The organism is Streptomyces fumanus (assembly GCF_014655295.1).
In the GTDB taxonomy this organism is placed as follows: Bacteria; Actinomycetota; Actinomycetes; order Streptomycetales; family Streptomycetaceae; genus Streptomyces; species Streptomyces fumanus.
Genome location: NZ_BNBI01000025.1, coordinates 28,836 through 51,167, shown reverse-complemented (window position 1 = coordinate 51,167; position 22,332 = coordinate 28,836). Strand labels below are relative to the sequence as shown.

At 70.9% G+C, this 22,332-nt stretch carries 12 protein-coding genes; 4 read left to right on the top strand and 8 right to left on the bottom strand.

The features are described 5' to 3' along the window. Nucleotides 1-13: 13 nt before the first annotated feature. Nucleotides 14-718 carry a type II toxin-antitoxin system Phd/YefM family antitoxin gene (locus IE316_RS34740; RefSeq protein ID WP_190208558.1) on the bottom strand — a complete coding sequence of 235 codons (705 nt, stop codon included), beginning with the start codon at nucleotides 716-718 and terminating at the stop codon, nucleotides 14-16. Between the two features lie 300 nt (nucleotides 719-1,018). On the opposite strand from IE316_RS34740, the gene IE316_RS34735 reads away from it, so the two are divergent. Next, nucleotides 1,019-1,414, top strand: coding sequence for a hypothetical protein (locus IE316_RS34735; RefSeq protein ID WP_190208557.1), 396 nt, complete (start codon nucleotides 1,019-1,021; stop codon nucleotides 1,412-1,414). Between the two features lie 337 nt (nucleotides 1,415-1,751). On the opposite strand, the gene IE316_RS34730 is transcribed toward IE316_RS34735, so the two are convergent. Next, a complete protein-coding gene (locus IE316_RS34730; RefSeq protein WP_190208556.1) occupies nucleotides 1,752-14,354 on the bottom strand; it encodes a helicase-like domain-containing protein in 12,603 nt (4,200 codons plus the stop codon). Between the two features lie 485 nt (nucleotides 14,355-14,839). Beyond that, a complete protein-coding gene (locus IE316_RS34725) occupies nucleotides 14,840-15,130 on the bottom strand; it encodes a hypothetical protein (protein ID WP_190208555.1) in 291 nt (96 codons plus the stop codon). A gap of 303 nt (nucleotides 15,131-15,433) precedes the next feature. On the opposite strand from IE316_RS34725, the gene IE316_RS34720 reads away from it, so the two are divergent. The 3 genes from IE316_RS34720 (at nucleotide 15,434) to IE316_RS34710 (ending at nucleotide 17,990) form a co-directional block, all read left to right on the top strand. Further along, nucleotides 15,434-16,141: a hypothetical protein gene (locus tag IE316_RS34720; RefSeq protein ID WP_190208554.1), complete on the top strand. Its 708-nt coding sequence runs from the start codon at nucleotides 15,434-15,436 to the stop codon at nucleotides 16,139-16,141. 182 nt (nucleotides 16,142-16,323) lie between these two features. Then, on the top strand, nucleotides 16,324-17,091 hold the full coding sequence (locus IE316_RS34715) for a ParA family protein (RefSeq protein WP_190208553.1): 768 nt from the start codon (nucleotides 16,324-16,326) through the stop codon (nucleotides 17,089-17,091). Continuing rightward, nucleotides 17,091-17,990, top strand: coding sequence for a hypothetical protein (locus tag IE316_RS34710; RefSeq protein ID WP_190208552.1), 900 nt, complete (start codon nucleotides 17,091-17,093; stop codon nucleotides 17,988-17,990). Before IE316_RS34715 ends, IE316_RS34710 begins: the two co-directional genes overlap by 1 nt. A 55-nt stretch (nucleotides 17,991-18,045) precedes the next feature. Here IE316_RS34710 and IE316_RS34705 read toward each other — a convergent pair whose 3' ends face one another. The 5 genes from IE316_RS34705 to IE316_RS34685 form a co-directional block, all read right to left on the bottom strand. Next, nucleotides 18,046-18,300: a hypothetical protein gene (locus IE316_RS34705; protein ID WP_190208551.1), complete on the bottom strand. Its 255-nt coding sequence runs from the start codon at nucleotides 18,298-18,300 to the stop codon at nucleotides 18,046-18,048. 100 nt (nucleotides 18,301-18,400) lie between these two features. Further along, a complete protein-coding gene (locus tag IE316_RS34700; RefSeq protein WP_190208550.1) occupies nucleotides 18,401-18,862 on the bottom strand; it encodes a Pycsar system effector family protein in 462 nt (153 codons plus the stop codon). Between the two features lie 104 nt (nucleotides 18,863-18,966). After that, nucleotides 18,967-19,305, bottom strand: coding sequence for a hypothetical protein (locus IE316_RS34695; RefSeq protein ID WP_190208549.1), 339 nt, complete (start codon nucleotides 19,303-19,305; stop codon nucleotides 18,967-18,969). Between the two features lie 11 nt (nucleotides 19,306-19,316). Further along, a complete protein-coding gene (locus IE316_RS34690) occupies nucleotides 19,317-19,817 on the bottom strand; it encodes a hypothetical protein (protein WP_190208548.1) in 501 nt (166 codons plus the stop codon). A gap of 85 nt (nucleotides 19,818-19,902) precedes the next feature. Beyond that, complete coding sequence (locus tag IE316_RS34685; protein ID WP_190208547.1) at nucleotides 19,903-22,272, bottom strand: hypothetical protein; 2,370 nt, start codon at nucleotides 22,270-22,272, stop codon at nucleotides 19,903-19,905. Nucleotides 22,273-22,332: the final 60 nt, after the last annotated feature.

Sequence of the window (22,332 nt, the reverse complement as noted above, 5' to 3'; positions counted from 1 at the left end):
TTGTCGTGAGGGGTCAGAACCGTTCGGCGGATTCGGGCAGGTCGGTGACGGGCGGGGAGCCCCAGGGGTCGAACGGCGGCTCGCTGGAGTACACGTGCGCGGGCGGGCGCCACAGGCGCAGCAGGGCCTCCGCGACGCTGTCGCCCTCGCCCTGTCCGATCTCGCGGCCGTCCGCTTCCATGGCGCGGGCGATGTAGCGCTCGGGGATCGGTTCCTGGAGCAGGTCGCCGTCCTCGTCGGTGGCGCCGTCCTGTCCGGGGTCGAATGCGAGGGTGATGGTGCCGCCCTCTTGCAGGAAGGTGTCGATGTCGATGCGCTCGCCGTCGGGGGGCAGGTCGACCAGCGTGAGGGCGGCGACCAGGGCGACGACCGGGCGCCGGTGGCGGGTGAGGATCTGCGGAGCCCCGTCGGGGAAGCGGGTGGCAGCCAGCACCACGTCCGCGAGCTTGGGGCGGGCCGAGGTGAGCGGCCACACCGGGCACCGGCCGGGGTCGGCGACCTTGTCCAGGGGGGCGAGGGCGGCCCATGTCGGGTAGCCGAGGCTCGCCGTGGTGTCCATGGCGATCAGGGTGACCGTGCCGGTCTCGGCGGCGGCCACCAGCTTGCCCCAGCGCGTGCGGGCGTCTTCCACCCCGACCGCCGGGCCCCACTGCTCCACCAGCTCCTTGTAGCGAGGGGGCACCCGCGCGGGCACGCCGGCGGGTCCTGCGGGCTTCATTTCTTCCATCCTCACACCGTAAGGCACCTTACGGAGATTACGCAAGGCGCCTTACGGAATTGACCAGATCGCACACTCCGACACACGGGGCTTCCGGCATTCACCCTCAAACTCACCTCTTAAGAGGGGGGTTGAGAAACGGGCGAATCCGGCCTAGGGCGTGGCGGGTATTCGTCCGAGCCCCGTTTCTCCGCCCCGGACGTCGTCGTTGATCCGATCTAGTCCTGACGCAAGCAGCGTCGGGGCCGCACAGCCCCCCTCACCACCGAAGAACGAACGCAGCATCCCGAGGACACAGCAATGCCCCAGATGTTCAAGCTCCCGCCTGCCCACGCCGGCGCGGTCGTGGCGGCCGCGACCGTCGCCCTCGCCGGATGCCTCACTGCCTCGCCCGCCTCCGCGGCCAGCTCCGGTCACGTGTACTCCAGCGGCAAGGGCGCCGAGGGCTGGTACTACTACGGCTCCGAGCGGGTCTACGCCTGCGACATCAAGAGCGACGGCTACCAGGCCGTCACCCAGGTCTTCTCCAAGGACGACCGCCTGCTCGTCACCGTCACCGACACCCGCAACAACGGCTCGTGCTCCTGGAAGAAGCCGACCCTGTTCGAGGGCACGCACAAGATCCGGGCCTGCGTGCAGAAGGGCAGCGCCAAGCCGAAGAAGTGCGGCACCAAGCGGTCCTGGTACGTCGACTGACGCTCCCTTCCAGATCACCGCTGCCGGGCGGGTCCATCAAGGGCCCGCCCGGTGCCGTTCACGCACACAGCGGAACACCGGTCCCGCAACCCGGGGGCGCTGCGCGGCGCCTGAACAGCCCGGCGGGGGTCCGGCACCATCAGCAGTTCTCCATGCTGCTGATGCCGGGCCCCGCGACGTTCCGCGCCATGCCGATGAGCCCTCACCGGTAGAACCTTGGGGGACCGTGGGAGCGCGCGGGTTATCTGGCCAGATAGACCACCGTGGGCCGAAGCCCGGGCGCCGCGTAGGTGCCCGGGCTTCGGCTTCGAACTGTTCCAATTGGAGCGATGGCCAGTTAGCGCTGGGTGGGCTTGCGCGCCTGTGGCTGCTCAGCGCCGCCGCGGCGAAGGTGGCCGGCCTGCTCGGCGCCGCTGCCGGGTGCAGGGTTCTTTCCTCGCTGTTTAATGGTGGTCGACCGGCCCCGTGCTGCGGTTGCTGATACCCGCTTGGCCCCGGGCATCGGCCGGTTCAGAGCCTCTCCCATCTTGCGCATCGCGGGGATGTCCACCGGGGCGGCCGTTCCGTTCGCCGAGGGCGGGGTACTGCCGCCGCCCGCGCGCCGCGGGCCGCGATATTCAAGGGCCGCATCTCCCAGTCGCAGCAGTGCTTCCGCGCTCGGCAGTTCCTCGCGCCTGGCCGTACCGCGCTCGTCCGGGCGGCGCAGCTTGTCGGCGGCGGCCTGTGCCCACCCGGCGACCGTCTCGCACGCCTTGATCGAGACGCGACGCACGAAGTCGGCGACGCGTCCGTCGGCCATGAGCTTGCCGAAGTGCTCGCCCGCTCGCTCCTTCATGACGTGCATCAGGTGGCCGAAGGCCCCCCGCACGCTCTGGATGCGCTGCCACTCTGGCAGGTCCTGAAGCGCCGGCGCGTGGGCGTCTGCCTCCCGCAGCGCCACGTTGACCGCGTTCGCCGACTGCTTGCGGTCCGGTGCCTTCTCCGCTTCAGCAGGTGCCGCAGCCGCCGGGGCGGTGGGGGCGGGCTGCACCTCGGCGGGCGGGTACAGCTTGGAGAGGGCGTCAGCGAACAGCGCCTCCAACCGCTGAAGTTCGTCCTCCACGGTGGCGAACAGGTCCGCGCTCGTGCCCTTGTCGGCGGGCACGTGCTCGTCCCACGCCTCTTGGACGGCCGCGAAGTCGGCGACGATGTCGAGCGGTCGGTCCTCCTCCGGGCCGGAGGCCCCCGTCGGGCCGGTCCACAGCGGCAGGTCGACGTCCGACTCCGGGGCGGCGGGCGGCGCGGGTTCGGTGGGCCCAGTGCGTTCGACGCGGCCCTCGCGCTGCGAGATGTCGGCCGGTACCTGTTCCTTACCCGGCTCGGCGGCGCCGTCCGGGCCGAGGGCCGCCGGGCTGTCGGGCGTGGCGGGTTGGGCAGGCGTGGCCGTCTCGGTGTCCTCCGGGGCGTCGGGGAGCGGGGCGAGCTGGTCGGGCGCGTCGGGAGCCCGCTCCGGACCGGGTGTGTCGGCAGGCTCGTGCAGTTCCGCAGTCTCGGCGGCCGCCGGGTCTGGAGCAGGTTCCGGCTCCGCCGCCGGGGCCGCCTGCTGCACGGTGTCGTCGCGGACGGGTTCGGCCCGCGCTGCGGCAGCCGCGGCTTCCCGTTCCCGGGCGGCGGCGCGGTCGGCCAGCATCGCGTCCAGGGTGGCCTGGAGGCGTACCTGCATACGCGTGGTCTCGTGCAGCAGGTTCATGAGCGGGAAGGCCAAGTGCTGCCGCTCGTCAAGGGTGGGGTCGGCCGGCAGCGCGGCCCCCCAGGCGTTGACCGCCTCCTGGACGGCGCGGAGATTCGCTGCCATCTGTAGCGAGCCGTGATCTTCCACGTCAGCGGCACCGAGGCGACCGAGTTGACGGCTCAGGGCCTGGAACAGGGGGTTCTGCCCGTAGTTCTCGCTCGCTCGCGCGGCCGCCACGGTGATGGTGCGCAGGTGCTGCTCGGCGGCGGTGCGCAGTTCGACACGCAGTGCGTCCGCACGCGACTGCGCTCCCCGGACGTTGACCGCAGCCGGTGGGTCGCCGTATGGCTCCCCGGTGGCGACCGCGAACATCACCGCGCCCTGGCGTGCGGCGTCCATCGGTGAGCCGTTGAGTTCGGTGACGTCGGCGGGCATACCGTCGATCGCCAGCCGGGCGAACCAGCGCCCCGAGGCAGACAGGCGCACAGCGGCGACGGTGACATCGCCGTATTGCAGCTCGCCCTCGCGGGGGCCCTCGCCTTCCACCGTGGTCAGCCGGAGGCGGTAGCGGGCATCGGCGGGGAGTGGGAACGTCTCGGTGAAAGCCCGGGGAGCGGGCGGGTCTTCGACGTCCATGGCAGGCTCTGCTTCCTCCTGCACGGCGGCTTCCGCCGAGAGGTCTTCCACGGCCGGGGCGACGGCCGGGACGTCCGTCGCGACGGAGCTGGATTCCGGCTCGTCTGCCACTGCTTCCTCCTGGTCTTGCTGGTCGGGGTCCTCATCTGCACCCTGCGGCGCGGTGGCGTCGTCCGGCGCCGCGTTGGGGGCGGTCTCCTCGCCAGGCGAGGCTTTGAGGGCGGTCGGGTTCTCGCCGGCCGTGTCCGGGCCGGGGGCGGTGTCGTCGGTCCCGCGGAGGGGGAGCTGTTCGTCTTCGGTGGCCGCGATGTCCGCCGGCGGCTCCGGTGCGACGCTCTGCGGGGCTTCACGCCATGCACCGTCACGGAAGACGTAGCCGTTCTGCTGCGCGGAGGCGTGGGCCCGCACCCAGGGCATGATCTCCTCTGCCTCCTCGAACCGGCGCAGCCGCTTCGGGGACATGGCGTCCGGGTCCTCGTTCGATGCGACGGCGAACTTCGTGCGCCGGTACTCGATGCTGGGCAGGAACAGCAGATAGCTGGTGCCCGGGAGGGTGATCTCGTAGCGGCCGTCCCAGTGGCCGCGGTACGTCAGCGTCTCGCCGTCGACCAGGCCCAGGCTGCCCTCGCGTGGAGCCTCGGTGTCGGACGCCGTGGTGTCGACCGGGTCGGCCGCCGGTGCCGCCTCCTCCGCGGCTCCGGCGAAGAGGTCGAGTTGCTCCTCGTCCAGGTCGGCGGGCGGGCTCTGCGGCCGCGCAGGGGCGAGTTCGGGCACCGGCTGCGGCGGCAGGCCGAGAAGGTCACGCCGTTCCTGGTCCGACGCCCTCGGCTCGCCGGGGGCGCGGAAGGGCTGTTCCTGCCAGAACAGATCAGCGTGCGGCCCGAGGTCGGTGGGCTGCACGACGGCCTTGGCGTCGCCGGTCCAGCCGGACTCGACGTGGATGCCGTCGGCCCCGATCGCGGTGACCTTCATCCAAAAGCCCTCGGACTCGGACACGAAGCGGTGCCGGGCGCGGACGTAGTCACCCACCGCCGGCCGCCAGCCCGCGCCGCCCGGGTAGAGGACCTCGTCCACTGCGTCATGGAACCGGCGCACGGCGTCCCGGACGTCGGCGTGACTGCTCTCCCCGTACCGGGCCAGGATCGCGTGACTGCGCGCCGTGGCGAGGTGGCCGTCTCCTTCTGCGAGCCGACCGGCTTCGTAGTGGGACCGTGCCCGGTCCCATGCCTCGCGTGCCTGGACCAGGGCCGTGGTGGTGCTGCCGCGCTGGATGGCCTCACGGATGCCCTCTGCGGCGGTGAGGGCTTCCTCCACTTCGGCCAGGGGCGCGGCCAGCGGCGCGGCCGCCCGCTCCGGCTCGGGGGCACGGACGCGTTCGCGTGCCCACTCCAGCACGCCGTCCCACTGCACGTGGCGGGCGCTCGTGCCGTCGGGGGCGGTGACCTCCAGCCGGTGGCCGTCCTGTCCGGGCTGGCCCTGCTGGTAGACCATCTCCACCTGGTAGTCGGAGCCGCCGACGGTGATGTCCCAGCGCGGTCCGTGTTCGAACGGCGCACCGTTGCGGCGCGGCCTGTTGGGGTGGTCGGTGTTGATGCTCTCGCCCTCGTAGAGCGTCAGCTTGCCCGCGTCGGCACGGTAGTCGAAGAACACCCAGTCGTCGCTGTCGTTCGGGTGGGTCTGTGCTGTGCGGCCCAGGGCCGCCCGCTCGGCCAGTTCGTAGCCGGAACTTGTGGAGACGCCGGTGCCCTGGGAGATGCCGTACAGGTCCCGCAGGACGAAGCCCCGGTATCCGCTCGGGGTTTCCTCGGCGAGGCGGTACCGCTTGCCGGTGGGCTGGTGGACGTAGGTCCACTCGTTCTCGGCCGTGCGGCTGCCGGTGACGTCACCCTGCGCGTGCGGGGTCGGCACGATGCGCCGGCCGCCGCGCCGGGCCTCGGCGGCGTCGGCCAGGCGCCGGTACTCCTTGTAGGTCAGGCCGGTGGTCAGCTCGACACAGCTCCCGCACTCGGCGGCCATGGCGCCGCCGGTCTCGGTGCGGGTGTGCCAGGCCCACACCATCGTGTAGCGGTCGGTGTCGGGGGCGCCGCACCGGTTGCACTCGCCGTGCCCGGCGTGCCCGTAGACGCCCAGGCGTCCGTCGTCCGGGCCGCCCTCGGCGCCCGGGTGGATGGCGGGCTCCCTGCGGCTGACGCGCCGCCGGCTGTCGGGCCGACGCGTGGACGCCGGGGGCTCCGGCGTCTCGCTGGGGAAGAGGTCGAGCTGCGTTTCGTCGTCCTCGGCTCCCTCGCCCTCGGGTGCTGCGTCGGTCGGCGGCCCGGGCGCGGCGGCCTCCGTGAGTGCGGGGTCCGGCGCGGGAGTGTCCACCACCGCGTCCTGGGGTGCCGCCTGAGTGTCCTCGGTCTGCGGGTCGGCGAGTACCGCCTCCTCCGGAGCTTCGGCCGGTTCCGGGGCGCCGGCGTCCGCCAGGGCCGCAGGGTCCGCCTCGTTCGCGGCGGATGCCTGCGTCTCGGTGTCCGCGGGCTCAGGGGCCGGGGCGGGCGCGTCCGTCGTCTGCTGCTCCGCCTCGGGCGCCTCCGGTCGGGGGCGAGGCTGGTAGGGCCCGGCGTAGGGGTCCGTCTCCCCGATCGGCGGGATGGTGGCCCGCCACCGGGCGGTGTCGTACACCTCGAACTCGAAGCGCTCGGCGGCGTTGCGCAGCACGCGGGCGGTGCGCCGTTCCTCGGCGGTGACGCCGGGGAAGGCGTCGGCGGCGGCCTGCGCCGCGTCACCGAGGGCCTGCATCTGCCCGACGGTCAGGACGTACTTGCGGTGCGAGGCCACCCACTCCGGCGGCTCGATCGGGGTGCCGTCCGAGTAGGTGGCATCGAGCACCAGGCGGCGCAGCTCCCGGACCTGAGCCGTGGTCAGCCGCACCTCGCGGGCGGCGTACTCGGCAGGGATGGGGCTGCGGCGTGCCGGTTCCTTGACCGCGTGCAGTTCGGAGCGGATGCTCCCGGCCGCCCGGATCGCCGGTACGCCCGCGGTGGGCGGCAGCGACTCGTGGTAAGGCATGTCGTCGGGGGAACCGCCGCGTGCGTCCTGCGCCCACCAGTACCGGCGGCCGTCGTCGCCAATGCGGGCACGGACCCAGCCGATCACCGCGCCGTCGGCGTCGACCACGGTGCCGTGTCCGGCCTCGGAGTCCAGATCGACCAGCCGGTTGCCGTTGCCGTAGCGCAGCTCGATGCCCTCGGAGGTCGCGGCTTGCGCGGCGTCCGCAGCGTTCTGCCGCTCCTTGGCGGCCCGGTCGGTGTCCTCCGGCTGGACCGAACCGTCAGGCCACTGCACGTCACCGCGATCCCAGACCCGGGTGCCGGACTCGGTGGTGACCAGCACCAGGTCGCCATCGTCGGTGCCGATGACCCTGCCGGGCCCGTCCGGCGTCTGCACGACCACCGCGTCCTCGGCCGCCGGGGTGTCCGTGTCGGTGTCGTCGGCCTCCGGGTTACCCGGCTCGTTCTCCAGCACCCCGGTGTCACCGGGTGCGGCGGGCTCGGTCTGCGTTTCGGCGGCGGCCGGCGGGGCGGCCTCCGTGGTTCCTTCCGTGTCCTGCTGGTCGGGGCCGTTGTAGGTGTAGGCGACGCCCAGCCGCTCGAAGGCTGCGCGCAGGCCGCGTACGGCCGCGTCACGGTCCTCGAAGGGGGTGGCACGGCGCTGGTACCACTTCTGCTGACGGCGCGACCACTGAAAGTTCAAGTCGTTCAGCGCGTCCCGAATGCGCTGGTCCCCGCCGCGCGGGGTGTTGCGGACCTCGGTACCTTCCGCGTCGTGGTCAATCACGATACGGGCGGCGGCCGCTTCTTCCGCCTCGATCTGTGCCTCGGACGGCAGCTCGATGACGGTTCCGGGCGGGGCGGCGAGGATCGCCTCCAGATCGACCATGAACAAGGGGTCAGTCTCCCCCTGGTACAGGGTGAGCAGGTCCAGGTTCAGGTTGGTCAGGTCGTCGCTCTGCTGCTGGCGGCGCTCGCCGACCTGGTGGTTGACCCACTCGTTGTAGCTGACGCGGTAGGAGCCGCCGACGCGTTCGGCGACCTTGCCGATCTGGTGAATCAGCTCGGGCAGCGGGTTGTCCGGGTCGTAGGAGAACCCGACGCCGGGCCGGTCGATGTAGGCGACGACGTCACGGCCGGACAGCTTGTGGCGCTGCAACAGCGGCTCGTAGTACCGCAGGACGGCCGCGCACCGGGCCATGGCCGGGGAGGGGCCGGTGTGCTGCTCCGGCTCCGGGTCAGGCTGTGGTTCCGGCGCGCTTGCCGGGCTCTCCGGTTCCCCGGTGGCCGCCTCGGCGGCAGGCTCGGCCTGACCGCCGATGTGTGTCACCGACACGCGGTCACCGAGGGCGTCGATCAGGTCTTGGAGCGGTGCTGCCTCCTGCGGCTCCGCAGTCGCCGCTGAGGGCGCCGGTGTCTCGGCGGCCACCGTGGTGTTCTCCCCTTCCACGTCGGCGGCCAGCAGGTCTTGAACCGCGGCCAGTTCGCGGTCCCGGATCGCCTTCAGGGCGTCAGGTGCCAGCTTGCCGTCGAGGCGGTCGATCAGCTCCGCTGGCGTCACAGCCTCCAGAGCGGCGGTGGTGAAGCCGTCGCGTGCCAACAGGGGTAGTTGGTCGAAGCCCAGCACGACCCGAGCCTTGGGAGTGCCGAGGTCATGCCAGCCCATGTACAAGGGGATGCCCCGGATGCGCCCGTAGAGAATGCGCGCGTCGGCGTCCAGGTTTTGTCGCTCGGGAGGCAGCTCGGCGAACTGGCGGAAGGCACCCAGCAGTTCATCCCGCATGTAGGCGCCGGCGGCTTCCCGGTCAGTGAAGGTGCTGCCACGCCGGTCCAGGCGGAAGGTGGCCCCCTGGTCGGCGAGGTACTCCATCGCGCTCTCCAGCGCCCGCACCTCGTGCATGCGCGCTGCGGCGGGGTGGTCCTGAGTTCGCTGCACCGCCAGGACATCCAAGGTGGCGGCCAGCCGCTGCGCGTATCGGGCAGCACTGTTCGCCACCTGCAACAGGCGGGCCCGGTCGGAGTCAGAGACGTATCCGTCTTGCTCCAACAGATGGGTGTCCGCACGCCGGGCAGCTTCTGCCAGGCCCTCGAACTGCTCGACCACCATGCGGCCGCCCGTGGGCCCCGCGGTGGTGGCGGCCACCCGGCTGCGGTAGTGCCAGGACGCGACGTAGCCGGCGGGGTTGGTGACGTCGGATTCTTCCCCCTCCAGTTCGCCCTGGGCATCCACCAGCATGGGCAGTGCCGTCTGGGTCGCCGCCCACCGCTCATAGGCGGCGTGCACCCGGTCCCGCTCGTTTGCGGCCTCCTGCTGACTGCCGAAGGGCTGCACGACCTCAGTCCAGCCCTGCCCCGCCATGGCCGCCATGTCCTGGGCGATGAGCTGCTCCAGGACCGGATCGTCGTCGCCAGGCTCCGGTTCGGAACCCTCCGGTGTCTCGCCCTCCCCGGGAACAGCGCTACCGAAGAGGTTGGCCAGTGCTGCACTCAGGTCTTCTTCGGGATCGCCGTCCGGCGACGATGCCGCCTCAGGTGGGACGGGTTCGGAGGTGGTGTGCGCGGGCTCGGCGGCCGGGCCGGACGGAGCGGGGCCCGGCTGATCCTCCGGTTCGGCCGGCGGGGTGGCGTCCTGCTGGTCCGTGGCGGGAGCCGACGGCTCTGCCGGGCCGCTCTTGCCCGGCGCAGTGCCGGTAGCAGCCGCGGGTTCGGCGGGTGCCTCGCCTTCGGCCGTCCCCGCGTCGGCGTCGTCGGAGCGGGTTTCGTCCTGCGTCAGGCCACGGGCCCGGGCCTGGATCTCGTGTTCGTCGGTGATGGTCTGGCGCAGCTTGGCGATGTGCTCGCGCAGCGCTTCGAGTTCCTCGTTGACCTCCTCGGCCGCGTTCTCGTTGACGCTCGCGGCCCGTTCGACCCGCTCGGCGAGGGCGGCCTCCTTCTTGTTGGCGACGACCAGCTTGCCCAGCGCCTTCTCCTCCCGTTCCTTGGAACGGGCCTGGATGCGGTAGGGGTTCTCGTCCTTCGGGCGGAGGTTGGAGGCGATCTCCGCGCGGCGGGCACGCAGAGACTCGGCCGACTGCTCCAGCTTGGCGAGGTCGTCGTCCAGGTGATTGAGGAAGTGCTCCAGGCTCTGGATGGCGCCGCGACCGTTGGACTGGGTGACGGATGATGCCTGCCACTGCGCACGGTCCTCGCGCTGGCCCAGCGGTACGACGTACCCCCAGGCGAAGCGCAGGCGCATCTGCCGACGGCCGCTGGCCCCGTAGGCGACCTCCGCGTGGAAGTCCTGCCCGCCGAAGGTGCCGACCGGCACGCGCTCGCCGGGCCGCAGCGACTGGTCCTGGGCGATGGCGACCATCTTGGCCCCGAGCGCGTTCGCGGCCGCGTCGCGGCTGCGGTAGGTGGCGTCGCCCACGGTCATGGCGAAGTCGTCGCCGGTGGTCGGGCGCCGGTTGGGGGCCGCGGCACGCATGCCTTCCAGGGCGGTGTCCGCACGGACGAGGAAGTCGTCAATGTCGCCGAGCTGCTGCGTGCGGGTGTCCTGCTGGCGGTCCCAGCTTCGGGCCAGGCCCTGGAGCCGGGCGCGTTCGGCGGTGGCCTCAGCCAGTTGCAGGATCGCCGGGTCGCCGGAGGCCAAGGCGGAGAGCATGCCGAGGTTGATGGCGTCGGCGCCGATGTCCTCGATCTCCCGGGCGCTGAAGTCCTTGCGCTGGATCTGGCCGATGAACCTCGCCTTGCGGGCGAGGGTGGTCAGCCGGAACTCATCGAAGGTGCGCTCGGTGATGTAGTACAGGATGCGGACGTGGTCGGGGGTGTTGTCGATCCACGGGGCGTTGAGGTTGCCGCGCCGCTCGATACGGCCGTCACGCTGGGCCATGTCCGCCGGCCGCCACGGGTAGGACAGGTGGTGCAGCGCGACCGCCCTGTCCTGGATGTTGGTCCCGGTTCCCATTTTCTGCGTGCTTCCGACCAAAACGCGGACGCGTCCGGAGCGGCAGTCGGCGAACAACTGCCCCTTCTTGCGGTCGGTGGCCGCCTCGTGGATGAAGCGGATGGACTCGCGCGGCATCCCCCGCTGCACCAGTTCGTCGCGCAGGTCCGCGTACAGGTCGGCGGCGTAGCGGGCGGTGCTGCCGGGGGTGCCTTCGTCCAGGAAAACAAGCTGGAGGCCGCCGGGCAGTTCCTGCGGGGTCGGGTCGTCCCCCGAGACCGGGTAGACGATGTCCTTCGTCTCCTGCCAGATCTCCGCGATCTTCTCGGCCGCATACGGGATCTTGCTGCCCATCTCCTTGCTGCCACCGACGCTGCGCATGTCGACAGCGGCGGCGTCGGCGAGGTCGGCAACCTTCTCCATGTCCAGCACGCGCCCGCCGCCCGCCGGGTCCTCGCTGGAGATCTGGTCGGCCGTGATATTCAAGCCGAGGTTGTGCAGCGCCTCGGTGGCGTCGACCAGGTCCAGGTCGACGGAGGCGCGCAAGCCCTCGCCGAGGGCCTTGAGGACGCCGCCGGGCTTGCGCACCCAGGGCTTGTGCGGCAGCTCCTCGATGAAGCGGCGCTGTGCCGGCGTCGGCGGGATGAGGACGGTCTCGCCGCGCTGCCCGTCCTCGTTCTCCAGCACAGGCGGCGTGGGCAGGTCCAGGTCTTCCGCCATCCGCACGTCGGCGAACGACCTGTATGCCGACATCAGCTCCGGCACGTTGAAGAAGCGGCTGAAGCGCGCCTTGTACTTGTACCCGTCGCCCTTGGGGTCGGGCTCCAGTTGGGAGACGACCTCGCCGAAGGTGGCGGCCCAGTTGTCGAAGGCGTCGAGCCCCATCTCTTCCAGGATCTGCGGGGCGAGGTAGCGCTTGAGGACGTATGCCTCGGTCACCGAATTGGCGATCGGGGTGCCGGTGGCCAGGGTCGCCACGCGGTTGGACTCATTGGTCGTGCGCAGGTAGTTCAGCACCATGTGGAGCTTGGTGGCCTTCGCCGAGCCCTGGATCGCGGCGCCGGGGATCGCCGAGACGGTGCGCAGGTTCTTGTACTCGTGCGCCTCGTCCAGGAAGACGTAGTCGACGCCGGTGTCCTCCAGGTAGACGCCGTTGTCGTCGCCCATGGATTCGATCTGCTGCTGGAGTCTGGCCTCCGCGTTGGCCAGGCTCTCCTCGATCTGCTTGACCGTGTTGCGGTGCATCCCAGCCTGAGCGGCGATGTCGAGCTGATCGCGCAGCGACTTCATCTCGTGGTCGAGGTAGGCGCGCTGGGTGTCCGGCCGCAGGGGCACCCGGTTGAACGCCTCGTGCGTGAGAATCACGGCGTCCCAGTCGCCGCCCGCGATCCGGCCCATGAACTTGGCGCGGCGCTTCTTGTTCAGGTCGCTCGCGGTGATCGCCAGGATCTTCGCGTTCGGGTAGAGCTGCCGGAACTCGCGGGACCACTGCTTGAGCATGTGGTTGGGCACGATCAGGCACGGCTTACTCGCCAGGCCGGTTCGGCGCAGCTCCATCGCGCCGGCGGCCATGGTCGCTGTCTTGCCCGCGCCGACGACGTGGGCGAGCAGCGCCGTCGGCTCGTTGACGATCCGGCGGATCGCGGCGTTCTGGTGCTCCTTCATCGTCCAGCCGCTGATCAGGCCGGGAAGGGTCAGCGCGGAGCCCGAGTACTCGGGCAGCACCAGGTTGTTGAACTGCTCGTTGTAGATCTTGGCAAGGTTGGCGGCGCGGGTCTCGTCGGCCCACACCCAGTCCTCGAAAGCCTCGGCGAGCAGCCGGGCCTTCTCCTGCGCCTCGTCCGTGGCGGCCTTGTCGACGTAGGTCCGGCCCTCGTGGTCGCGGTAGGTGACCTGGATGGTCGAGTCGGCCTGCCGCAGCAGTGCGCTGAACAGGTCCTGTGTCGGTCTGGCACTGGTGCCCCACTCGGTGCGTGCCAGGTCTCCGTGCTTCGCTCCGCGGACCTCCCACACGGTGCCGCCCGCGTGCAGCACGCTGGCGTCCTCGAAGCCCAGATGGGCGAGGAAGTCGTTGTAGGTCTCGACCGGCATCCACGGGGCGCCGATCTTCGCCTTGATCTCGGAGGGCGCCAAGTCGGCGGGCTGGACCCGTTCCAGGGCGGAGACGTTGCCCTGGAACGTCGGGTCCTCGGCGGCCCGCTCCCGGGCGGCCGCGAGCTTGACACGCACGTTGCCGGACAGGTAGCGGTGCCGGGGCTCCCACGCGTCGCCCTGGAGCGGGTCGCGGTAGGCGAGCCCGGCGTCCGCGCACTGCGCGGCCGCGCTCTCCTCATCCAGCCCCAGGAGGCTGGCGACCCGGCTCATGTCCAGGCGCCCACCGTCGTACTCCATCGCCAGGGCGATGGCGTCCTCATGGCTGTTGGCCCGGGCCGGCAGGACGCGCGGCTCCAGGACGCGGGTCAGCAGCACCTTCTGCTCGGTGCCCTTGCCTGTGCGCTCGTCCCACTCCTCCAGGCCGAACAGCAGCGAGGCGTCGGGATCGTCGTCAATCCAGGCGAACGCGGTGCGCTGCTTCCACGCGGCCGGCACCTCCTTCAGGCCCTGCGCCTTGGCCTGCTCGCGGGCCTCGGGAGGCGTGAAGACGTAGTGCTGGCGCGGCTTGGTCAGCGGCGGGTGCTTCTTGCGGTAGTCCCGCCAGGCCACCCGCAGCTCCGCGCGGAGCGCCGCGAGCTGCGGAGTCTCACCCGGCTCGGGAGTGTCCGCCTCCGTCTCGTACAGCTTCAGGGTCAGGCCCTTGAGGCGGATGAGCTGGACAAGCTGGTCGCGCTGGTCGGGATGGACCTCCAGCAGGACCGGGCGGCCGCCGTCGATGATCGTGGGGTTGCCCTCGGCGTCCAGCCCGAGCGCTCCCTCGGTGCCGCCGGTGACGATCGTCTGCACCGGCTCGGTGCGCTGGTCGGCGGCCGCGGTGAGCCCGGCGGCCCGGGCCTCCACCGCGATGGCGGCGGCCGCGGCCGCCAGGGATTCCGCCGGCGCCTGGTCGGTACGGCCGACGACAGTGACCTCCGGCCCCCACTCCCGGGAGCCCGCGCGCAGCTCGCCGAGCACATACTCGGGGTGCGCGTCGAAGTAGGAGTTCACCGCCAGTTCGTCGTCATGGCCGGGCAGCACCCGCTTGCGGGAGGTCAGCCACGTCTTGTCCCCCGGCTCCTCGCCGGGCATCCGGCGCCGCAGGAACAGCACGTCGGTGACGACGTCCGTCCCGGCCGCCGCCGCGTGCGCCCGGGCGGGCAGCCGGACCGCGCCGACCAGGTCACCGAGCTGGTACATGCGCTCACGCGCGTCCGGCTTCTCCGCGTCCATGGTGTAGCGCGAGGTGATGAGCGCGACGACGCCGCCCGGCCGGGTCGCGTACAGCGACTTCAGCACGAAGTGGTCGTGGATCGAGAGCGACAGGTCGGCGTTGTGGACCTTGTCGAACCGCTTGTAGCGGCCGAAGGGCACGTTGCCGACGACGCCGTCGAACCCGCCGTCGGCGAGCGGTACCTCTTCCAGGCCGCTGGTGATGATCTCAGCATCCGGGTACAGGTGGCGGGCGATGGCCGCCGTGGTCGGCTCGACCTCCACGCCGGTCATCTGCACCGGGGTCGCGGTCAGGATCGGCGCGAAGCCGATGAAGTTGCCGCTGCCGGAACCCGGTTCGAGGACGCGGCCGCCGACGAAGCCGAGGCCGCGGACCGCCCCCCAGATCGAGCGGACCAGGTCGGCGTCGGTGTAGTGCGCGTTGATGGTGTTGCGGCGGGCGGCCGCCCATTCGTCCTCGGTGAGCAGTTCCCGGATCTGCTCGCGCAGGTCACTGACCGCATCCCAGCGCGCTACGGCCCGCTCGAAGGGCTCATCCGCGTCGAACGCGGCCCGCGCCAGCCGCGGGTTGAAGATGACGGGCAGGGCGCCCCAACCGGACCAGCGCGCGAGGGTCCGCTGTTCCTCCTCGGTGGCCGGGCGCTGCTCGCGCTCCAGGACGCGCAGCGCCTCCAGGGCTGCGAGGTTGGCCCGGGCCCGCTCCCCCTGCCCGGCCGGCGCGAGGTCCCGCTGACCTTCCGGCCGGAAGCGGAGCGGGGCTACATCTCCCGGTGCTCCGTCCCCGGCTCCTTCTCCAGCCAGATCTCCTCCGCGTACACCAGCTCCTGCGCCTGCGACCGGGTCGCCCGCCGGGCCGCCGCGCGCTGCTCCATCGGCAGCTTCTGGAGAAGTTCGGTCGTCATCTGCCCGATCTTCTCCCCCACCCGCAGGTCCAGCTCCTGGAAGAACGCTGCCTGCTGTTCCGGGCTCCCCAGCGACTCCAGGGCCTGCGGCCGGTACGTCTCCCAATACTCCCGAGCCGTCTGCCCGTGCCTGCTGAGCTGCGTCACTACGGTTCTCCTTGTCCTCGCGGAGCGGCGGCTCCACTCCCCCGATGCTCATACGCGTTCTCCCCCGTGATGCTGGTAGGGCACAGGCATTCGACCCTGTCCAGCACACCGCCACCACGGACGAACCCGGGAGCTTCCCCCGGCCTCGCCCGGATACTCAACGGCAACCGGACACGATCCATCCTCTTTGACCCTACGGCTCACCAACAGCGGATTTCCCCTGCCGCACCGCAAGTTGCCTGACGGCCCCTCACATCACGGCGACAGCAGCACGCGGCTCCATTATCTGGCTACATTTCCACCATGGCGAGGGTGAGCATGAAGTTCCACGTGGCGGTGACCGAGAACGCCTTGAAGGCACTGAACGCGCGCCGCAAGGACGAGCGGGACCGCGAGGAGGATTGGATCGCCGCACGCCGCAAGGAGTTGATCCTGCCCGGCATGTCGCGGCGCGCTGCCGCAGCCGTCCGCAGGGACATCCGGGCCCAGGTCGCACGGATGCGACGGACCGGTGAGTTCGGCGGCACCCGGGACGACATCGTGACCCGCGCCGTCCGCGAGGAGCTGCGCGCCCGCGGCTTGGACCGTAAATGGCCCAAGCCCCCGGAGGGCGAGGTCGAGGCGCCGGGCCGCCCGTGGGGCACCCCACCGAGCACACCCATGGGTGACGGCGGGTACACCCATCGCGTGTCGGTGAACCTGCCCTACAGCCTCGGCGACACCGTACGCCGCGCCGCGTACTGGACCAGCAAGGACGCCGTCGACGCTCTCCAGGACTGGGCCGACCGCTGGGGCGATGGGGTCGATGTCACCCTGCGCGAAGCCGAACGCGACGGTATCCCCGCCGAACTCGCCCTCATGTCCGCAGCCGGGCGGCCTTCCGCACCACAGTCTGCACTGGAGATCCGCGACCGTCTCCGCGCCAAGGTCCTCACCACCGGGGATCTGCTCCGCGCGGCCATCGACCGGGCCACGGAAGCGAGTCAGCCCGAGATCCCTGAGCAGACCTGAGAGCAGAAACAATCGTTTCCACGCCGTTCCAATTGGAACGCTCCCGTTCGACTCGAAATAGAACAACGAGCGGGTTCTCGCGGGCTCCGCTCACCCCTGACGACTGATGCTCGGTCGACGGCTCGACCTCTGGCAATATGACGGCGTCCGAGTACCCACCAGGGGAAGCCCACGGAGGTCACATGCCCCCCCATGACAATCCCGAGCCACACCGCGCCAAGGTCATCACCACCTTCCAACAGAAGGGCGGTGCCGGGAAGTCCACCATCGGCGTCAACGTGGCGGCCGTTCTGGGTGAGAACAACCCCCCTTCCGACCCAAGCGACCCCGACTGCCCATGCCCGATCGTCGCCGCCGGCATCGACCTCCAGGGCTCCCTTGACGAGTGGGCGCGGAAGGTGCCAGAGGAACGCCTTCCGTTCGACTACGTCATCACGCGCGGCAAGCTGGGCGAGCTGCCCGCCCTCGTAAAGGACCCCGCGGTCACCAGGATCATCGTCGACACCCCCGGCTTCGCCGACATCGACCCGACGAAGGACTTGGACGCAGAGGACCCGCTGGGAAGCGGGCCAGCGGCCGAGGCGATGCGCGAAATTCTGGCCCTTACCGACCTCGCCCTGGTACCGGTCGTTCCAGTAGAAACGCTGACCCACGGCCCAGCCGAATACACCATCGAGCGCCTGCTGCGTCCACACGGAATCAAGTTCAGGGTGGTCATCAACAACTGGGACTCCGGGGCAGATCGCACGCGAGCCGATCTCAAGGACATGCAGGAGTGGTGCGAGGTGCGCGGCTACCCGTACATGCCTCAAGCGATCCGGCGTTACAAGATCCATGCGAAGGCGCCCGAAGCCGGACTGACCGTGATCCAGTACCCGGAGAGCGGCACGGCGCTCCGGGCGCGCGAGGACTTCTACAAGTTGGCCCTGGCAGTGGAAGGACTGATCTGATGGGACGCCAGCGTGGCGGGTCGGCCCAGGAGCGCTTCGAGTTCAGAAGCGCCATCGACATGGCTCGGGCTCTGCCGAACCTGTTCCGCCCCATCTCGGCACAGCCCAAGACCCTCACCTCCGACGAACGACAGTCACTCGCTCAGTGCGAGGCGGCCGTCGACACGTTGAAGTGGGCCTTCTGGTTGGCCGGCAAGGCGTTGCAGATCATTCGGGACAGTCGGCTGTACCGCGCGGAGCACAACAGCTTCGAGGACTACTGCTGGACCCGATGGGGGATGAAGGCCAACTACGCAGGCAAGCTGATCCGCACCTGGCAGGTCGCGGAAGCTTTGTTCGATTTGGCATCGAACGATTCGGTTCCAATTGGAACGCCCCGCCTGTCCCTGGAGCAGGCGAAGAAGGCCAACCAGGCCCAGGTATGGGAGCTGGTCTCCGTGCGCGAGACGTGGAGCGTTGAGGAGGCGGTCTTCGTCTACGCGACGGTGGCCGCTTCGGACGTCCCGGTCACGGCCGAGGTACTTCGAGGAGCCGTCAATGCGCTCCCGAAGGGCGAGGAGTTCGACAAGGAGGTCGCCAAGGCGGCCATCCATGCCTTCCTGGACAACTGGAGCGACGAGAAGATCGAGGGGGAAGTCGACATCACCGCCAGGGCGCAAAAGGCGGTCTCCATGCCCTGGGTCAGACGCTTGGCCCGGAAAGACAGGGCGGCCGCCGAGCGCTATCTCAATGCGCTCGAAGCGGAGATCGCGAAGTGCCGAGAGCAGCTCACCGAACCTGCAAAGCCGAAGCGGGGATCTGGGGAGGCGGCAGAGCCGCAAGACAGGACGGTCGAGGCCGCAGACAAGCCGGAAGCCCTAAAGGCAGGCACTGAGACCCCTGAACCTGCGGCAGCATAACGACCCCGAACGCAAAGAAGCGGGCCCCGTCCAAGGACGGGGCCCGCTTGGTGTGTCAGCTCAGATGTCGTGCGCAGGCCGCGGTGAACAGCTCGGTGAATGGGTCGTCGCCCGGGTCCTGGAGGAGTTCCCACCAGGCGAGGACCACCAGCTCGGCGAGTTCATCTGCCTGGTCGGCGCCGACCAGGATCGGAGTGGCGCCGGTTCCGCAGCGGGGGCCGGCGGCGGTAAGCCAGCCGGGCAGCCCACCGTGCGGAAAGCAGACGTGCAGCGCGGCGTACAGGCCGACGGACACCGTGCGACCGGTCATCAGTCAGTCCGTCCGTGGGCGGTGCCGATCACCCGGCGTCCGGCTCGGCGGGTGGTAGTGGGGGGGGTCGAGGTCGGTTGCCATGCGGTTCTCCTCCGGGTCAGGTGATGAGGGCGGCGAGCAGTGCGGCGCCGAGGGCGACGAGCGAGGCGCGGGTGATGGTCCCGGCGAGGCGGAGGCCCGCGTACTTGCGGCGGGCCATCCGTGAGAGGTGGATGACCTGGGCCACGCGGTCGGCCGGGGTCTGGAGGTCCTTCACCAGGTCGTCGGACGAGCACAGCGACCAGTAGAGGAAGCTGCCGCGTGCGGCGCCCGACAGGCGCGGATGGACGACGCCGAGCACGACGACCATCGCGGCGATGAGGCCGACGGCGCCGACACCGACGAGGAGGCCGACGACGGGCGGTAAGTCGCGCCCGGGGACGACCGCGACGAGCGCGGCGAGGGGCAGGGAGAAGCTGGTGAGCAGGACGCTGGCTTTGGCGTCCGTACGGGAGATCTCGGCAAGAACGGTGGCGTTGGCCGCGTCCAGGCGAGCACCGAGGCTGTCGGGGCAGTTCATCGAGTCGAGTCCCTTACGTGGTTGCTGAGCCGGTCAAGGGCGTGCGCAGCGGCCGCGCATCCCCGTCGGGGTGCGCGGCCGCTGCTGTGCCGGTGGGGCGGGTGCTACGCCGCGGTGTCGGTGTCGACGTCGAACAGGCCGATCTGCATGTCCATCAGTTCCTGTCCGCGCTGCTCGTTGGTGCGGGCCCGCTCGGCGGCGAGCGCCTCGCGCCAGCAGGGCCAGCACCAGGGCCGCAGCTCCTTCAGGGGCGCGGCCGCGTTCTGCACGTCCGTGGCGTGCGGGGTCTGAGGAGCGGCCAGCAGGGGCTTGTTCTTTCCGCTGCTCGTGGCGTTGCAGCGCTCGCCGTCACCCGTGTGTGTCTTGCCGCAGGCGCCGTGGCAGGCGCAGCGCCCGCCGTGTGTTTCGAGGACGGTGGCCAGGACGTTCCCGGGTCGCTTCACGATCGGTCTCCTCAGCGGTCGAAGCGGTTGTGGGTGTTGGCGATGACGCCGCGGGTGTGGGTGGTGACCTCGCTGTTGTCCTGGATCACCGTGCCCTTGTAGTGGTGGTGGATGACGGGCGGGGCGGCCTCCACGACGTCCTTGGCCCGGCGGACGAGGCGGCAGAGGGCAAGCACGACGACCGTGGGGGCGCCGAGGACGACGCCGCAGACGACGGGGTCGGCGTACTGGGACAGGTACATCAGGATTCCGGCGGACACGCTGACCATGGACACCGACCCGGCGCCGGCCAGCATGAGGACGCTGGTGTCGGTGGCGCGCTGACTCATGGCGGTCCGGCCGGGCTGCGGCTCGGGCGGGGCGGTGCCGACGGCGGGGACCGGTGCCACGTCCTTGTAGAAGGTGGCGACGGGGGCGTTGGTGCTGTAGCCCTCGGCGATGAGGCGAGCGGCTTCGGCCTCCGCCTCGGCTTCACTGAGCGCGCGGCCGGCGGGGCGGTCGGGGTGGTTCACTGGGGTGGCTCCTTCGATGCGTCGGGGGAGTGGGCAGGGGACCGGCTACTCCGTCAAGATCGGCCGGTCCCCTGCCGTTTCTCGGTCAGGGCAGGCGGTAGACGCCCTTGCCGAGTGCGACTAGGCCGCCTTCGCTGGCGAGCGTGCTGACCTCGTTGTTCACGCTGCGGGTGGCGGGTCCGCCCTCGGTGCCGCAGCCGACGGCGGTGCGGATCTCCCGGAGCCCCAGGCCCTCGGGATGGCCCTGGAGGGCGGCGAGAATCCGCTCGCGGATCGTCGGGGCCTTCGCCTTGGCGGCCTCCATGGGTGACGGCGCTTCGGAGAGTTCCTCGGCACCCTGCTCTGTGGCCTTGCTGGCGGCCCTCTGCGGCCCCGTGGCAGGCCCCGGCTCGGTACTGGAGGTGCTGGTGCCGCCGGTCCCCTGCGGGGGCCGTGGCGGGCCGTCTGCGGTCTTTCCTGTGTCCCCGGCGGCCGCGGTGTCCCGGCGTGCGTACGCGGCGCCGGCGGCGCGGGCTTCCTCCGGGGTGAGGGTCGGCATCGGGCGGCCGTCCATCAGTTCTTCGAGCTGGGGGTACAGGCCGTTGACCTTCTTCAAGACGAAGGTCCGGAAGAGGATGGCCTTGCCTTCCGTAATGAGCCAGCCCATGCCGGGCGTGGGCACGCCCTCGGTGGCGGCGGTGCCCTCGAACAGCTCCTTGGCCCCGGCGCCCTCGTAGATCCGCTCCGGGATAGGGGAGACGTGCGCGCCGACCGGCGCGATGCCGTCCAGGCCCATGCCCTGGGTGGAGGAGGACGCGGTGCGCAGCAGGAAGACGTGGCCCTCCTTGCCCTTCTCGCGGATCTCGTGGTTGTCGCCCAGCTCCTTGAGGTGGAGCGACTGGACCGCGAGGTCGACGCCGATGCCGACCTTCTGGCCGGTCTTCTGGAGGTCGCCGATCATCCAGGCGGCTTCCTTGCGGATCTCCTGGTCCAGGCTGCTCAGCAGGCGGTTGATCTCGTCACCGGTCCACTGGATCAGGCGCCACCGGCCGTGGAAGTCGAAGTCGCCGCGGCCGCGCGAGTGGGCCTCGCGGTATTCCTTGACCGCGTGCAGCGCCCGGAGTTGCTGCATCGTCTCGACGGGCCCCTTGGCCATCCAGTCGATGCGGCCTTCCATTTCCGGCATCGACATGCCGCCCTGGACGTCGGCCATCCAGGAGATGATGCCCGAGATTCGCTGAGCAGCGCCGAGGATGCGCATCAGGCCCGACTTGCCCGCGCCGGTGGTTCCGGCGGTGATGCCGTGCTGCGCCCTGCCCGTGTCGAAGTTGAACAGTTGAATCCTGGCGGCGCTCCCGTCGTGGGCGACGCCGATCGAGATGCGCCCGCGGTCGTCCATCGTCAGGTCCTCGACCGTGGGCGACCGGACGTGCAGCAGGGGGTTGGCCCGGTAGATGTAGACGACCGCTTCGCGCGGGCCCGCCCCCTCCATGACCAGGCGGGAGATGTCGTCAATCCCGAGCGCGGAGCATAGGGCCTCGTGGTTGACCCGCAGCGTCTTGCCGCGCGGGGCCGCGATCAGCAGCCGGATCTGGTCCTCGCCAATCGCGTGCGCGACCAAGTCGACGCCGGGGGCGGCGCCGCCCGTGCAGTTGACGTGCTCGGCCCAGATGCGTTCCAGGGAGGCACCAGGGTCCTCTGCCTCCACCTCCAGGGCCTCGCGTGCACGCCGAGTCCTAGCGAGGTCGGGAGCGACCTGGATGGCGAGGCGGCCGGGACCGTACCCGGGGACCGGCGCCGTGTCGACCGCGTCGACCGGCACGTCGAAGACCCCGGCGATGGCCCGCTCGTCCAGGGTGCGCGGCACGGTGTGGCCGGCGGGGGCCAGGACGATCGCCTCGAAGTCCGGCCCGTCGGGGTCGTACTGGCGGATGCCCTCCAGGGTGGTGTCTCCGGTGGCCTGCGACTGGTTCCACAGGGCCCGCATGTGGTCGGCGAAGGTGACCGGCTCGGCGTCCACGACTTCCGGTTCACCCGCTAGGACGGGGAGGTTGTCGACGGCCCGCTTCAGGCTCTTGGAGCGGGTCCAGGGCGTCATGGGGACCATCACGGCCGTCCAGGCGGCCGCGCCCAGCATCGGCCACCCGTTGGGGTAGTCGCAGACGGGAACCAGCAGGCCGCCGGTGTAGGCGGCCGTCCAGCCGAGCACGGGCAGGGCCCGCAGCGACGAGGTGAGCCGCCGCGTCCAGTCGTCGGTGTCGCTGCGCTTCCACAGGCCGACGCTGGTGAGGGCGCCGGTGGTCAGGGCCGCGCCGTGCGCCCACCACGGAACGTTCGTCACCGGGCCGACGGCGGCCCAGGTGCCGGCGGCGGCGTACACGGTGCGCTCCGCCCAGGCGAGGCGGCGGGCGGTCTTCCGAGTCAGCCCCCGCTCACCGGCGGCGGCATCGGCTTTCGCGACGTCGGTCGTCGTCATCGTCATTTCCCCTCCGGGAGGAAAGAAAGGGGGAGGGGCCCCGGCGCTTTCGCCGGGGCC

Coding starts and splice junctions, on each gene's coding strand:
- IE316_RS34715 (WP_190208553.1), top strand. CDS start 16,324: ATGCCCCCCCATGACAATCCCGAGCCACACCGCGCCAAGGTCATCACC.
- IE316_RS34685 (WP_190208547.1), bottom strand. CDS start 22,272: ATGACGACGACCGACGTCGCGAAAGCCGATGCCGCCGCCGGTGAGCGG.
- IE316_RS34720 (WP_190208554.1), top strand. CDS start 15,434: ATGGCGAGGGTGAGCATGAAGTTCCACGTGGCGGTGACCGAGAACGCC.
- IE316_RS34735 (WP_190208557.1), top strand. CDS start 1,019: ATGCCCCAGATGTTCAAGCTCCCGCCTGCCCACGCCGGCGCGGTCGTG.
- IE316_RS34740 (WP_190208558.1), bottom strand. CDS start 718: ATGAAGCCCGCAGGACCCGCCGGCGTGCCCGCGCGGGTGCCCCCTCGC.
- IE316_RS34730 (WP_190208556.1), bottom strand. CDS start 14,354: ATGACCGGCGTGGAGGTCGAGCCGACCACGGCGGCCATCGCCCGCCAC.
- IE316_RS34705 (WP_190208551.1), bottom strand. CDS start 18,300: ATGACCGGTCGCACGGTGTCCGTCGGCCTGTACGCCGCGCTGCACGTC.
- IE316_RS34710 (WP_190208552.1), top strand. CDS start 17,091: ATGGGACGCCAGCGTGGCGGGTCGGCCCAGGAGCGCTTCGAGTTCAGA.
- IE316_RS34700 (WP_190208550.1), bottom strand. CDS start 18,862: ATGAACTGCCCCGACAGCCTCGGTGCTCGCCTGGACGCGGCCAACGCC.